General features: G+C 72.9%; 14 protein-coding genes and 1 pseudogene. 4 read left to right on the plus strand and 11 right to left on the minus strand.

What is annotated here, in order from left to right; genetic code table 11:
- The first annotated feature begins 287 nt into the window (after window positions 1-287).
- The 3 genes from PV364_RS37415 to PV364_RS37425 all read left to right on the plus strand — a co-directional run bounded on the left by PV364_RS37415 (window position 288) and on the right by PV364_RS37425 (window position 1,549).
- Window positions 288-713 (plus strand): TM2 domain-containing protein, encoded by a 426-nt coding sequence (locus PV364_RS37415; RefSeq protein WP_319665395.1) that lies wholly within the window; start codon window positions 288-290, stop codon window positions 711-713.
- A gap of 8 nt (window positions 714-721) precedes the next feature.
- Window positions 722-1,132: a DUF2752 domain-containing protein gene (locus tag PV364_RS37420; protein WP_319665396.1), complete on the plus strand. Its 411-nt coding sequence runs from the start codon at window positions 722-724 to the stop codon at window positions 1,130-1,132.
- Window positions 1,133-1,285: 153 nt separating this feature from the next.
- On the plus strand, window positions 1,286-1,549 hold the full coding sequence (locus PV364_RS37425; protein ID WP_319665397.1) for a TM2 domain-containing protein: 264 nt from the start codon (window positions 1,286-1,288) through the stop codon (window positions 1,547-1,549).
- 61 nt (window positions 1,550-1,610) lie between these two features.
- Here the strand turns inward: PV364_RS37425 and PV364_RS37430 are convergent, their stop codons facing one another.
- The 5 genes from PV364_RS37430 to bldG form a co-directional block, all read right to left on the minus strand.
- Window positions 1,611-3,137, minus strand: coding sequence for a class I SAM-dependent methyltransferase (locus PV364_RS37430; RefSeq protein WP_319665398.1), 1,527 nt, complete (start codon window positions 3,135-3,137; stop codon window positions 1,611-1,613).
- A 46-nt stretch (window positions 3,138-3,183) separates the two neighbouring features.
- Window positions 3,184-3,750 (minus strand): small secreted protein, encoded by a 567-nt coding sequence (locus PV364_RS37435; protein ID WP_319665399.1) that lies wholly within the window; start codon window positions 3,748-3,750, stop codon window positions 3,184-3,186.
- 185 nt (window positions 3,751-3,935) lie between these two features.
- Window positions 3,936-6,356, minus strand: coding sequence for a sodium-translocating pyrophosphatase (locus tag PV364_RS37440; protein WP_319665400.1), 2,421 nt, complete (start codon window positions 6,354-6,356; stop codon window positions 3,936-3,938).
- Window positions 6,357-6,751: 395 nt separating this feature from the next.
- Window positions 6,752-7,246, minus strand: coding sequence for an ATP-binding protein (locus tag PV364_RS37445; protein ID WP_319665401.1), 495 nt, complete (start codon window positions 7,244-7,246; stop codon window positions 6,752-6,754).
- Window positions 7,247-7,330: 84 nt separating this feature from the next.
- Entirely contained in the window at window positions 7,331-7,672 is a 342-nt protein-coding gene (gene bldG, locus PV364_RS37450) for an anti-sigma factor antagonist BldG (protein WP_018562186.1), read from the minus strand.
- 135 nt (window positions 7,673-7,807) lie between these two features.
- Here bldG and PV364_RS37455 point away from each other — a divergent pair, with 135 nt between their 5' ends.
- Complete coding sequence (locus PV364_RS37455; RefSeq protein ID WP_319665402.1) at window positions 7,808-10,204, plus strand: DEAD/DEAH box helicase; 2,397 nt, start codon at window positions 7,808-7,810, stop codon at window positions 10,202-10,204.
- A gap of 65 nt (window positions 10,205-10,269) precedes the next feature.
- Here the strand turns inward: PV364_RS37455 and PV364_RS37460 are convergent.
- The 6 genes and pseudogenes from PV364_RS37460 to PV364_RS37485 all read right to left on the minus strand — a co-directional run.
- Window positions 10,270-10,518, minus strand: a pseudogene (locus tag PV364_RS37460) (Rv3654c family TadE-like protein); the annotation flags it as partial.
- Window positions 10,515-10,910 carry a TadE family type IV pilus minor pilin gene (locus PV364_RS37465; RefSeq protein ID WP_319665403.1) on the minus strand — a complete coding sequence of 132 codons (396 nt, stop codon included), beginning with the start codon at window positions 10,908-10,910 and terminating at the stop codon, window positions 10,515-10,517. The pseudogene PV364_RS37460 and the gene PV364_RS37465, both read right to left, overlap by 4 nt.
- Complete coding sequence (locus PV364_RS37470) at window positions 10,897-11,085, minus strand: DUF4244 domain-containing protein (RefSeq protein WP_319665404.1); 189 nt, start codon at window positions 11,083-11,085, stop codon at window positions 10,897-10,899. Before PV364_RS37470 ends, PV364_RS37465 begins: the two co-directional genes overlap by 14 nt.
- A gap of 9 nt (window positions 11,086-11,094) precedes the next feature.
- Window positions 11,095-11,871 (minus strand): type II secretion system F family protein, encoded by a 777-nt coding sequence (locus PV364_RS37475; RefSeq protein ID WP_319665405.1) that lies wholly within the window; start codon window positions 11,869-11,871, stop codon window positions 11,095-11,097.
- Window positions 11,868-12,773, minus strand: coding sequence for a type II secretion system F family protein (locus tag PV364_RS37480; RefSeq protein WP_319665406.1), 906 nt, complete (start codon window positions 12,771-12,773; stop codon window positions 11,868-11,870). The genes PV364_RS37475 and PV364_RS37480 overlap by 4 nt, the downstream gene beginning before the upstream one ends.
- On the minus strand, window positions 12,770-13,909 hold the full coding sequence (locus tag PV364_RS37485) for a TadA family conjugal transfer-associated ATPase (RefSeq protein ID WP_319665431.1): 1,140 nt from the start codon (window positions 13,907-13,909) through the stop codon (window positions 12,770-12,772). The genes PV364_RS37480 and PV364_RS37485 overlap by 4 nt, the downstream gene beginning before the upstream one ends.
- Window positions 13,910-13,912: the final 3 nt, after the last annotated feature.

The raw sequence follows: 13,912 nt of genomic DNA on the forward strand, positions 1-13,912 counted from the left end.
CCGGCACGGTTTCCATGTCCATGACTCCTCACACCCCCTGCGTCCGCCCGGCGGCCGGACGCCCACCGTCGTCCGGAGAATCGCACGGCACGGGGTCCGCAGGGCCAATCCCCGGTGAACACCGCGGCGGGCGAACTGGCCGGATCCTTTCGCTCCCGGTCCGCTGCCGCGCACTCCCCGTGCGGCCCGCAGCCGCCCGCAGCCGCCCGCATCCCGCCCCGGCTTTCTTGACGCGCCTGACAAGATGGCGGAATCACAGACCGTCTTCTCGTAGGGGGAGCCCGAAGATGTCCGACCCGAACAACCCGTACGGCCCGCCCAAGCAGGAGGGTTACGGCTATCCGCAGCAGCCGCCGGCCGGCGGCGGGTCCTACGGCCAGCAGCCCGGTTACGGCTACCCGCAGCAGGGGGCCTACCCGCAGGGCGGCTACGGCTACCCCCCGCAGGGCGGCTACACCGGCGACCCCAACGCGCCCTACGGCTACGACCCGTACGGCCGCCCGCTGTCGGACAAGTCCAAGATCGTCGCGGGTGTGCTGCAGTTGCTGCTGGGCGGTCTGGGCATCGGCCGCTTCTACGTGGGCGACGTCGGCATAGGCATAGCCCAGCTCCTCACCTGCGGCGGGTTCGGCATCTGGTCGTTGATCGACGGCATCCTCTTCCTGACGAGCAACGACCGCACCGACTCCCAGGGCCGCCTCCTGCGCAGCTGAGGACGACGATGACCTCCCTCACGTTCCACCGCCTCAGAGCCGTGGCCGGGCGACCGGCCGCGGCTCCACTGGCGTCCCTGGTGGCCGGCGCGGTCGGCGCCGCCTACCTGTGGGGAACCGATCCGCACGAACACGGTCACTGGCTGCCCCGCTGCCCCCTCAACTGGGCGACCGGACTGCTCTGTCCGGCCTGCGGGGCGACGCGCATGCTCTACGACCTGATGCACGGGGACCTCACGGCGGCCTTCCACGACAACCGCCTGCTGCTCCTGGCGAGCCCCGTCGGCCTCTATCTCTACGGACGCTGGGTGTTCGAGGGTCTGCGGGGGCGGGCGTACCACCCCAGACTTCACAAGTACGGCCAGGTGGCGGTGCTCGCCACGGCCCTGGCCTGGGGAATCGCACGGAACGCGGTTTGACAACGCCATGATCACATCTTTGTGACGTCTGTTAACCAGTGGGACAGATGTACGTATTCGATGCTTAGATGTGGGCCATCCACGGCGGGGGGCCGGATCTGATGGTGTGTGCGCTCCTGCCGGTACGTCCCCACGGCACAAGGAGCACGATCCATGGCAACGCCCACCCCTGACGCCCCGTTCGGTTACGACCCGGCTGGTCGGCCGCTGTCCGACAAGTCCAAGGTGACCGCCGGTCTGCTGCAGCTGTTCCTGGGCGGTCTGGGCATCGGCCGCTTCTACACCGGCCACACGGGCATGGCCATCGGCCAGCTCGTCACCCTCGGCGGCTGCGGCATCTGGGCCCTGATCGACGCGATCCTCTTCTTCACCAGCAACGACCGCACGGACGCCAAGGGCCGCGTCCTGCGCGGCTGATCACCCGCCGCCGTCCGGCCCGCGTCCGCCTCTCCGCAGCGGACGCGGGCCGTTCGCGTTGTCACACCGGCTCGATGAAGCCCTGCTCCACCAGCAGCCGGATCGCCTCCGGCGTGCGGTCCCGCAGCACCACCGGGTCCTCGCCGAGCAACTGGGCGATGGCGTCCAGGATCCGGCCGGCCGAGAGCGTACCGTCGCATACGCCCGCGAAGCCCGCGCCCACGGTGTCGACCCGGGTCGCCCGGCGCATGCCGCGCTGCGAGCGGAGCACGACGTGCTCGGGGTCCTCGGCGCCGGGCATACCCACCTGCTCCTGCACCACCTCGTCCGCGAGCCGGAAACGGGCGTCCAGCAGGGCCGCGTCGTCGTGGTCCCGCAGGAAGTCCTGACGGCCGAACCAGGCGTCGATGTGCGGGCCGAGCGGCTGCTCCACGGGATGCGGCCACTCCTCCGCGACCACCACGGGCCGGTCGGAGCCGGTCCTGCGCACAGTGATCCAGCCGAAGCCGACCCCCTTGGTCTTGCGCTGCTCGAAGGCGTCCAGCCATGCGTCGTAGCGGGCCGTGTACTCCTCCGAGCCGGCCAGGTGGTCGCCGCCGTCGCGCAGCCACAACTCGGCGTACTGGGCGGTGTCCTGCACCTCGCGCTGCACGATCCACGCGTCGCAGTCCCGCGGCACCCAGGAGGCGACCCGGTCCCGCCAGTCCTCGCCCTCGGTGTGCTCCCAGTTGGCGAGCAGTTGGAGCCGGCCGCCCTCGGTGAGGTGGTCACCGGCCTGCTGGACGAGCGTGCGGCACAGGTCGTCGCCGGCCATGCCGCCGTCGCGGTAGGTGAAGCGGCCGCCGGGCGAGATGACGAACGGCGGGTTGGACACGATCAGGTCGAAGCGCTGATCGCCGACCGGCTCGAAGAGGCTGCCCTGCCGCACGTCGGGCTCGGGGGCCCCGGACAGGGCGAGCGTGAGCCGGGTGAAGTGCAGGGCGCGCGGGTTGAGGTCCGTCGCGGTGACCCGGGTGGCGTGCCGGGAGGCGTGCAGCGCCTGGATGCCGGAACCGGTGCCGAGGTCCAGGGCGCTCGCCACGGGCGTGCGCACGGTGATCCCGGCCAGGGTGGTGGAGGCACCACCGACCCCGAGCACCAGGTCCGCCCGGTCCACGCCGGGGGCCGTCCCGATGCCGCGCACACCGCGCGATCCGCCCACGGCGCAGCCGAGGTCGGAGACGATCCACCAGTCCTCGCCGTCGTCGCCCCCGTACGGACGCACGTCCACCGTGGCGCGCAGCTCGTCGCCGTCCCGCACCAGCCAGCCGCCGGCGACGGCGGCGTCGACCGGGAGCACGTCGCGCAGCCGGCCGTACGGAACCGGCTGCTGCAGCAGGAAGAGCCGCACCAGGCTCTCCAGCGGGCTGCCGCCGCGCGTGGCGCGCAGGGCGGGCACGGTCTCGGCCCGCGACAGGGCCGCGTAGGCGGTCGCGCCGAGCAGGTCCAGGCAGCCGTCGGCCGTGAACGCGGCGGCGCGCAGGGCATCCCTGAGGCGGTCGGCGCTGTCGGGGGCGGGCAGGGGCGGCGGGGTCGGCTGCGTACTCACGGAGCCATTGTCACCCCCGGCGGGTCCGTCACCCGCCCTCGCGCGCTCAGGACTTCGCCGGGGCGGCGCCGGACTCCTGGCAGCCGGGCTGCTTCGCCATGGCCTGGCCGACCTCGCCCTTGCGGAGCGTGTCGAGGGCCTGCTCGCCGCTCTTGCTGACCTTCGCGAGGTTGTCGGAGACGCCCTTGAGGCCATCGGCGAACTTCGCCTGGTCGTTCACCGGGATCTTGTCGATCTGCCGGCGCAGGTTCGCGTACGAGGTGGACAGCGAGTCGAGGTCGTTCACCGCGTCCTTCTTGAGCTGGGCGCCGTTGTCGACCGGCGGGTCCCCCGCCTTGTCCACGATCTGGGCGAGCTGCCGGTAGGCGTCCGAGATCTGCTGGAACGCGCTGGAGTCGGCCCGCCTGACCTCGATCGGCTTGCCGTTGCTCGGGGTGTTGCTGATCTTCGTGTTCGCGCCGTTGATCTGCTTCACCTGGGCGGCGGCCTGGGTGCAGACCGTCTTCGCCCAGCTGTCGAGCTCTTCGTTGCCGTTGTCCCCGCAGCCCGTCAGCGTCCCCGTCGCCAGGATCAGAGCCGTAGCGGGCAGTGCGGTCGCGAGTTTCTTCTTCACGGCCCCGGAACCTACACGGCCGGTGCCCGGCGGCCATATCCGCTCCGCACGATATGGAGATCAATACCCCATATGAACCAAAAAGAGGGTGAGGGATCTGACGCAAACGCGGGCGGCGGGCGCCATCCTTGTGGATGACGCCCGCCGCGCCCGCACGGTTCGTGCCGGATTCAGCTCACCCGGCGTCAGACGACCGCCGTTGCCGACGGGTCGGCTGATCGCTTGTCGGCCCCGGAATCTCCGCCTTTGTCGTCGCCGTCGTCGTCCCCGACCGCGATACCGCGGCGCTTGGACATGTAGACGGCGCCGACGATGACCAGCAGCGACACCGCGGCGACGCCGATGCGCACGCCGAGGTTGGCGTCGTCGCCGTAGGAGAACTTGACGACGGCCGGGGCGATCAGCAGCGCCACCAGGTTCATGACCTTGAGCAGCGGGTTGATTGCCGGGCCCGCGGTGTCCTTGAAGGGGTCGCCGACGGTGTCGCCGATGACGGTCGCGGCATGGGCCTCGCTGCCCTTGCCGCCGTAGTGGCCGTCCTCGACCATCTTCTTGGCGTTGTCCCAGGCACCACCGGAGTTGGCGAGGAACACCGCCATCAAGGTGCCGGCCGCGATCGCACCGGCCAGGTACGCGCCGAGCGAGCCCACGCCGAAGCAGAAGCCGACCGCGACCGGGGCGAGCACCGCGAGCAGACCCGGCGTGGCCAGCTCGCGCAGCGCGTCCTTGGTGCAGATGTCGACCACGCGCCCGTACTCGGGCTGCTCGGTGTAGTCCATAATCCCGGGCCGCTCCCGGAACTGTCGGCGCACCTCGAACACCACCGAACCCGCCGACCGGGACACGGCGTTGATGGCCAGTCCGGAGAAGAGGAAGACGACGGCCGCGCCGAGCAGCAGCCCGACCAGGTTGTTCGGCTGGGAGATGTCCAGGTCCAGCCACCGCAGGTCGCCGGCGGAGATGTTGGCGTCCCGGACGGCGGTGTCCACGGCCTCCTTGAAGGAACCGAAGAGCGCGGTCGCCGCGAGGACGGCGGTCGCGATCGCGATTCCCTTGGTGATGGCCTTGGTGGTGTTGCCCACCGCGTCGAGGTCGGTGAGGACCTGAGCGCCCGCGCCGTGGACGTCACCGGACATCTCGGCGATGCCCTGGGCGTTGTCCGAGACCGGACCGAAGGTGTCCATCGCCACGATGACGCCGACAGTGGTCAGCAGGCCGGTACCGGCCAGCGCCACCGCGAACAGCGCCAGCCACACCGAGGCGCCGCCCAGCAGGAAGGCGCCGTACACCGACAGGCCGATGAGCACGGCGGAGTAGACCGCCGACTCGAGACCGACCGAGATGCCGGACAGGACGACGGTGGCCGGGCCGGTGAGCGAGGTCTTGACGATGTCGCGCACGGGCCGCCGGCTGGTCTCGGTGAAGTAGCCCGTCAGCTGCTGGATGAGCGCGGCCAGCACGATGCCGATGGCGACCGCGACCAGCGCGAGGATGCGCGGGTCACCGGAGTGCGAGGCGATGTCGCCGGGCACGTTCTTCAGGTCCGCGTACGTCGAGGGCAGGTACGCGAACGCCGCCACGGCCACCATCACCAGCGAGATGACGGCGGACACGAAGAAGCCGCGGTTGATGGCGGTCATGCCGCTGCGGTCCTTGCGGCGGGGGGCCACCGCGAAGATGCCGATCATGGCGGTGAGCACACCGATCGCCGGGATCAGCAGCGGGAAGGCCAGGCCCGAGTCACCGAAGGCGACCTTGCCGAGGATGAGCGCGGCCACCAGGGTGACGGCGTACGACTCGAACAGGTCGGCGGCCATGCCGGCGCAGTCGCCGACGTTGTCGCCGACGTTGTCCGCGATGGTCGCGGCGTTGCGGGGGTCGTCCTCGGGGATGCCCTGCTCCACCTTGCCGACCAGGTCGGCGCCGACGTCCGCGGCCTTGGTGAAGATGCCGCCGCCGACCCGCATGAACATCGCGAGCAGCGCGGCGCCGAAGCCGAAGCCCTCCAGCACCTTGGGGGCGTCGGCCTTGTAGAGCAGCACGACGGCGGAGGCGCCCAGCAGGCCGAGGCCCACCGTGAACATGCCGACGACACCACCGGTGCGGAAGGCGATCTTCATGGCGCGGTGGGAGACCGTCGTCAGATCAGCCGCGGGCTCACCCTCCGCCGGGGTGGCGGCGCGGGCGGCCGCCGCCACACGGACGTTGCTGCGTACCGCGAGCCACATGCCGATGTAGCCGGTGATCGCCGAGAACACGGCGCCCACCAGGAAGAACACACTGCGTCCGATGCGCTGCGACAGGTTGTCCGCGGGCAGCAGCATCAGCAGGAAGAACGCGGCGACCGCGAAGACGCCCAGGGTGCGGAACTGCCGTGCGAGATAGGCGTTGGCCCCCTCCTGCACGGCTGCGGCGATCTTCTTCATGCTGTCGGTGCCCTCGTCGGCACTGAGCACTTGACGGACCAGCACCACGGCGAGGCCCAGTGCGGCCAGGGCGACCACCGCGATGACGAGCACCAGATTGCGGTTGCCGTCGGTCAGTACGGGCGTTGCGGCCAGTGGTTGAGCGATGTCCTGCAGGTGAGGGGTAAGTGGCCCCGCCATTCGTCCTCCTTGACGTTTGGCACGTGGGCGCGCGGCTCGGGCGACTTCGCAGCCGCGACGCTCAGGCTTGTGAGCTGAGCAAAGATGGACGGATTGTAGGGAGCGCAACTAGATCAAAACAGGGCGCAGGAACCGAATTTCGCCGCCATCAGGGAATAGCAAAGCACTCCACCTGCAGATATCACCGGAAAAGGTGAACAGTCCGCGTGTAAGTGGATCAACAGGAAGAGTGAACCGGGGCCGTGCCGAGCTCGCCGCACTGACCTGCGGCGGAGACGTTCGGGCAGTCATGGGCCGGCGTTTCCGGATGCGACACGGAACGCCCGTTCGGAACACATGTACGGCGGTGCCGGAATGCCGCGGGGCCCGCGTCGGGGCGGCCCGCGGCAGGGACGCTAGAGCGCGACGGGATTGAGCGGCCAGCTCATCCGAATGACGTCGCCGTACTCGCCGGAGACGACCTCGACGTCGTCGACGAGGCCGCTGATGACGGCGAGACCCATCTGGCTCTCGTCGTCGGCCTCCGACGTCTCGGAGGAATCGGCGGCGTCCGGATGCGGCGCCGGGTGTTCGGCGGGCCCGTCGGTGCGGGCCGCGGGAACGGAGGCGCCGGAGGCGTCCTTACCGGTGGCCGAGGGATCGGGACCGTTGTCACCGACCTCGATGGTGAACTTCTTCTCCTCCTCGGTCAGCCGCACGTGCACGGGCCGGTCCTCACCGCTGCTGCGGTGCAGGCCGACGGCCCGGCTGCACGCCTCACCGACGGCGAGCCGGACCTCGTCGAGGACGGCCTCGTCCACCCCTGCCCTGCGGGCCACCGCAGCCGCCACCAGTCGTGCGGTGCGGACGTGCTCCGGCAGTGCGCTGAAGAGCAGTTCAACGGTGGGCATGGCCTCCCCCTCGTGCCTGTGGGCAAGCAACACTGGGGCCCGGGCGTCGGCGTCGCCCGGTGCCCCGCGGTCCGGCGTCGGCCGTCAATCGGTGGCCGCGACGGCCTCGTCGACCGAGGTGTGGATGGGAAACACCTTGGTCAGACCGGTGATACGGAAAATCTTGAGAATGCGCTCCTGGTTGCACACCAGGCGCAGCGAGCCTTCATGCGCGCGAACCCGCTTGAGCCCGCCGACGAGTACACCGAGTCCGGTCGAGTCCAGGAAGTCCACGCCTTCCATGTCCACGACCAGGTGGTAGCTACCGTCGTTCACGAGTTCCACCAGCTGCTCGCGCAGCTTGGGTGCGGTGTACACATCAATCTCGCCGCCGACCTCGACGACCGTACGGTCGCCGACGGTTCGAGTCGACAGGGACAGGTCCACGGATCCTCCAGCACCTTGCATCGAGCGGTCGCCCCCCATGGATCGGCAGCCGCGATGGCATTCAATCACTTACCAGCGGGCATGCACGACGCCTTACGGCGATTGTCCGTCATGCCAGTGACACACTGAGTGCCGATGGCTCAGGATCATCTTCCGCAGTCGGCGCACGGCCGGACCTCCCCCCACGCCCTCCTGGAGCGGTTGGCCTCGGGGGTGGGCAGAGCCGCGCGCATCACCCATACGGAGCACTTGCCCCCGCGGGTCGGTCGCCATGCCGATTGGCCTGATCAGATCCGCGGGGAAGTGATCGACGCCGTGCGTCTGGCCGGCATCGCCCGGCCCTGGGAGCACCAGGCCCAGGTCGCCGCGCACGCCCTCGCGGGCAGGTCGGCCGTGGTGTCCACCGGGACCGCCTCCGGGAAGTCGCTGGCGTACCTCGTGCCGGTCCTCAGCGCCCTCCTGGACGGCTCCGAGGCGCCGAACGGTCGCGGGGCCACCGCGCTCTACCTGGCCCCCACCAAGGCCCTCGCGGCCGATCAGCGGCGCGCCGTGGCCGATCTGGCGGCCCCGCTGGGCAAGGCCGTCCGGGCGGCCGTCTACGACGGCGACACGCCCTTCGAGGAACGCGAGTGGGTCCGCCAGTACGCGACCTACGTACTGACCAACCCCGACATGCTCCATCTGGGGATACTCCCGGGCCACTCCCGCTGGGCCTCCTTCCTCAAGCAGCTGCGCTACGTGGTGATCGACGAGTGCCACACCTACCGCGGCGTCTTCGGTTCGCACGTCGCCCAGGTCATACGCCGGCTCCGGCGTGTCTGCGCCCGCTACGGGGCGGATCCGGTCTTCCTCCTGGCATCGGCGACCGCCGCCGACCCCGGTGCGACCGCCACCCGGCTGACCGGCGTCCCGGTGGCCGAGGTCACCGAGGACGCGTCACCGCGCGGCGAACTGGCCTTCGCGCTGTGGGAGCCGCCGCTCACCGAACTGAGCGGCGAGCACGGCGCGCCGGTGCGGCGCACGGCGACCGCCGAGGCCGCCGACCTGCTGACCGACCTCGTGCTGGACGGCACGCGCACGGTGGCCTTCGTCCGCTCCCGGCGCGCCGCCGAGCTGATCGCCGTGATCGCCCAGGAACGGCTCGCCGAGATCGACCGCGCCCTGCCCCGGCGTGTCGCGGCCTACCGCGGCGGCTATCTGCCGCACGAGCGGCGCGCCCTGGAACGCGAGCTGCACTCCGGACGGCTGCTCGGACTGGCGTCCACCTCGGCCCTGGAGCTGGGTGTGGACGTCTCCGGGCTCGACGCCGTGCTCCTGGCCGGGTACCCCGGTACGCGGGCGTCCCTGTGGCAGCAGGCGGGCCGGGCGGGGCGCGCCGGCCAGGGCGCCCTGGCGGTGCTGATCGCCCGTGACGACCCCCTGGACACGTATCTGGTCCACCACCCGGACGCCCTCTTCCGCCGTCCGGTGGAATCGACCGTGCTCGACCCGGACAACCCCTACGTCCTGGCCCCGCACCTGTGCGCCGCCGCCGCGGAGCTCCCGCTGACCGAGGCCGACCTGGAACTCTTCGGCCCCGAGGCGGCCGTGCTGCTGCCCCAGCTGGAGCGCCGCGGGCTGCTGCGGCGCCGGGCCGGCGGGTGGTACTGGACGCGCCGGGAGCGGGCCGTGGACCTCACCGACATCCGGGGCGAGGGCGGCAAGCCCGTCCAGGTCGTCGAGGACGGCACCGGGCGCCTGCTGGGCACGGTCGACGCGGGCGCTGCGCACACCACCGTCCACCAGGGCGCGGTGCACCTGCACCAGGGCCGCACCTACCTGGTCCGCGAACTGGACCTGGAGGAGTCGGTCGCGCTGGTGCAGCAGGCCGACCCGCCCTATTCGACGATGGCCCGTGACACCACCTCGATCTCCGTGCTCGACGAGGACCTGGTGGAGGAGTGGGGCGAGGCCCGCCTCCACTTCGGCTCCGTCGAGGTCACCCATCAGGTGGTCTCCTTCCTCCGCCGCCGGCTGATCACCGGCGAGGTCATGGGCGAGAGCAAGCTCGACCTGCCGCCCCGGACGCTGCGCACCCGCGCCGTGTGGTGGACCCTCACCGACGATCAGCTGGACGCGGCCGCCGTCCACCCCGAGGAGCTGCCCGGCGCCCTGCACGCCGCCGAGCACGCCTCGATCGGTCTGCTGCCGCTCTTCGCCACCTGCGACCGCTGGGACATCGGGGGTGTCTCCGTACCGCTGCACCCGGACACCGGGCTGCCCACCGTCTTCGTCTACGACGGCCACCCCGGCGGCGCGGGCTTCGCCGAACGCGCCTTCCACACCGCCCGGACCTGGCTGACCGCGACCCGTGAGGCGATCGCGTCCTGCGAGTGCGAGTTCGGCTGCCCCTCGTGCGTGCAGTCACCCAAATGCGGCAACGGCAACGAGCCCCTGGACAAGGCGGCCGCGGTGCGCGTCCTGGACGTGCTCCTGGCCACCGCCCCCGACGACGGCCGCGACGCCGGCGAAGAGCCGCCCGCCGGGTCCTGAGGCCCGGCCCGGGAACGGACCTCGGCGGGCCCCACGGCCGCCGTGACGTCGGCGATCTCGCCGGTCACCGCGCAGCGCACCAGCCGGGCGTGCTGCGCCGCGGCCACCTTCCCGGCCAGCGCGCAGGCCGCCTCGCCGCCGTGCAGGGCGTGGTCGGCCGCGGCGAGGGCGGCGAGGTCCGCGGCGGCCCCGGCACGGTGCCGGGTGGTGATCGCGGCCCCGACGGCGAGCACCGCGCAGGCCGCGAGGACCAGGACGGCGCCCAGCAGCGCCGCCCACACCGTGGCCGAGCCCCGGTCGCCCCGGGGACTCACGACGCCTCCCCCGGCCGCGGGGCGGTCTCCTGCTGCCCCTCCTGGCCTTCCTGCTCTCCCTGACCCTCCACGGCGGCGACCGCCTCGCCGTGGAGGGTCAGGGAGAGCGAACGGGCCTCGACGGTCACCCGGACCAGGCCGTCGACTCGCCGGACCGCGACGCCGGCCCCGGCGGGTGCCGCGGAGCGGACGGCCGCCAGCACGGCGCCCTCCGGTTCGTCGCGGGCCGCCGCGCGGGCCCCGGCCCGCGCGGCGTCCACGCACCGGATCTGCGCGGCGGCGGCCGCGAGCCCCCACAGCAGCATCGCCGTCAGGAGCACCAGCGACGGGATGACGACGGCGGCCTCGGCGGTGACATAACCGCCGTCCCGGGGCCGCCTAGAACGCCACATCGAGGGCCCGCTTGATCAGGCCGCCGAGCGCGGAGCTCACCGCGCCGGAGGTGACCACCTTGTAGAGCACGGCGGCGAAGCCGCACGCGGCCAGGGTGCCGACCGCGTACTCGGCTGTCGTCATCCCGCTCTCGCCGGTCCTGCACCGGCCTGCCAGCTTCCTCAGAAGTCGCATGACTCCCCCTCAGATCGTTGCGTCGGCGAGGATCGCCCCCGCCAGTCCCATGACCACCGGCGCGACCCCCACGAGGAGGAAGGCCGGCAGGAAGCACAGCCCCAGCGGGGCTGTGATCAGCACTCCGGCGCGCCGTGCCCGGGCGAGCCCCGAGCGGGCGTGCGCGGCGCGGCAGCCGGCGGCGAGCCGCGAGATCTCCTCGACCGGAGGCACGCCCGTCGTCGCGGCACGCTCCATGCAGCGCGCCAGTTCCCGGCAGCCGAGCCGGTCCAGCCGGGCCCAGCACTCGGCCGGGTCGCCGCCCAGCCGGAGTTCGGCGGCGGCCCGGGTCAAGGCCTCGCCGAGGGGTCCGCCCAGGGACGGCCCGACCGCCTCGGCGGCCTCGCGTGGACCGGCCCCGGCCGCCACGCAGGCGGCGAGCAGATCGGCGGCCAGCGGAAGCTGCCGGTCCGCACGGCGCGGGTCCGCGTCGCCGCCGGCACGCGGCCGGCGCTGCCAACGCCGCATCCCGTACGCCGCGGCGAGCCCGGCAAGGCAGCCGGGCAGGCCGCCGACCAGTGCGAAGGAGCCCAAGGCGACACCGGCGACCGGCCCCCACGCACGCACGGCGCTCAGCCGCGGCCGTGCCCGGGTGCGGGCATGGCGGGCAGGGGCGCCCAGGAGCTGCCGGCCCCGGCGCCGGGCCGCTCTCTCGCGGCGGGACGCGGCCAGTGCCCCCGCCGTGCACAGGGCGGCGGCCACGAGCGCCCCGACGATCCCCAGCCTGTGGACGAGCTCGCCGTTCATGACGCCTCCGCCGTCCGCACGATCCGCGCGGTCCAGGCCAGCCCGGCCCACTCCAGCAATCCGCCCGCGGCGAGGCAGCCCAGCCCGAACGGGGTGCGCAGCAGCGTTCCCACCGGGTCCGCGCCCAGCCCGGCGCCCAGCACCAGCCCGAACAACGGCAGCAGCGCGAGCATCAGCACCGTGGAGCGGGGCGCGGCCAACTGGGTTCGCAGATCCTCCCGTTGGTCGCGCTCCGAGCGCAGGGCCGCGGCAATCCGGTCCAAGCCGTCCGCGAGGCCCGCGCCGCCGTCCACCGCGACCTGCCAGCACGCGGCCACCCCGGCCAGCCCCTGTGCGCCGTCGAGACGGGCGGCCGTCCGCAGTGCCGCCGGCACATCACCACCGAAGCGCGCGGCGGCCAGCAACGGCAACGCGGCGTCGGCGAGGGCGGGCCTGCCCGGCCAGCCCTCCCGCAGCAGCGCCCCGGCCAGCGCGCCCTGCGGCGCCAGCCCGGCCCGCAGATCGCCGGCGACGGCCGAGCACAACGCCCCTGCGGCCAGCGCCCGCTCCTCCGCCAACGCCCGCGACTCCCGCCCGCGCAACCACCGCCCCACGAGAGGCACCGCGCCGGCCGCCAGCACCGCGGGCACCGCCGAGTGGGCGGCCACCGAGAGCACCAACCCCGCTGGTAGGCACAGCAGTTCACGCCCGAGCCGCCATCCGAAACGGACCCGGAACGGCTCCAGAAGGGCCTGGACGCGCACGTCCAGCCTCCGCAGCCCCGGAACCCCGCACCCCGGCCCCGGCGGCCCCCAGGGGCCCACCAGGAGCGTTCGCGCCCGGCGCACCGCCTCGTCCCGCGCGCAGAGCACCCACGCCGCCACGCCCGCGCACAGCACGGCGCCGAACACCACGGCGTTCATGCCGCACCCCGCTCGCACAGCGTCGCCAACCGCGCCCAGCCGGGGCCTCGTTCGCCGTCCCGGAGGGCGGGAACGGTGCCGACGATGCCGTCCGCGCCGCGCTCCAGCACATGGACCTCGGCGACCCTGCGCCGCCCCGAGCGGTCCCGGACCAGATGCACGACCACCGACAAGGCGGCGGCCAACTGGCTGTGCAGCGCGGCCCGGTCCAGTCCGGCCACGGCGCCCAGCGCCTCCAGCCGCGCCGGGACGTCGCAGGCGGCGTTGGCGTGGACTGTGCCGCAGCCTCCTTCGTGCCCGGTGTTCAACGCGCTGAGCAGATCGAGCACTTCGGGCCCGCGCACCTCACCCACGACCAGCCGGTCCGGCCGCATCCGCAGGGCCTGCCGAACCAGGTCCCGCAGCGTGACCAGCCCGGCGCCCTCCTGGTTGGCGGGCCTCGTCTCCAGCCGTACGACGTGCGGATGCCGTGGCCGCAGCTCGGCCGAGTCCTCGGCGAGGACGACGCGTTCAGCCGGGTCGACCAGGCCGAGCAGGCAGCTCAGCAGAGTCGTCTTGCCCGAACCGGTGCCCCCGGAGACGAGGAAGGACAGGCGGGCGTCGAGCACCGCCCGCAGCAGTCCCGCCGTGCCGCGGTCCATGCTGCCCGCGGCCACGAGTTCCTCCAGGGCGAAGGCGCGGGTGCGCACGACGCGCAGCGACAGACAGGGAGCACCGACCACCACCGGCGGCAGTACGGCGTGCAGCCGGGTGCCGTCCGGCAGCCGGGCGTCCACCCAGGGGCGGGCGTCGTCCAGCCGGCGCCCCGCGGCGGTGGCGAGGCGCTGCGCCAGCCGGCGCACCGCGAGCGCGTCCGCGAAACGCACGCCCGTGCGCTCCAGTCCCGCGCCGCGGTCGACCCAGACCTCGTCCGGTCCGTTGACCAGCACATCGGTGACATCGGGCTCGGCAAGCAGTGACTCCAGCGGACCGGCCCCGACCATCTCCGAGCGCAACGCGGCCACCACGTCGAGGACTTCGGTGTCCCCGAGCAACCGGCCCTGCGCCCGCAGGGCGGCGGCCACGCCTGCCGGGGTCGGTTCGTCCCCGGCGGCGGCGAGCCGCAGCCGCACGGCGTCCAGCAGTCCGGGGGCCATCAT

This window comes from Streptomyces sp. MI02-7b (assembly GCF_033793585.1).
Lineage (GTDB): Bacteria > Actinomycetota > Actinomycetes > Streptomycetales > Streptomycetaceae > Actinacidiphila.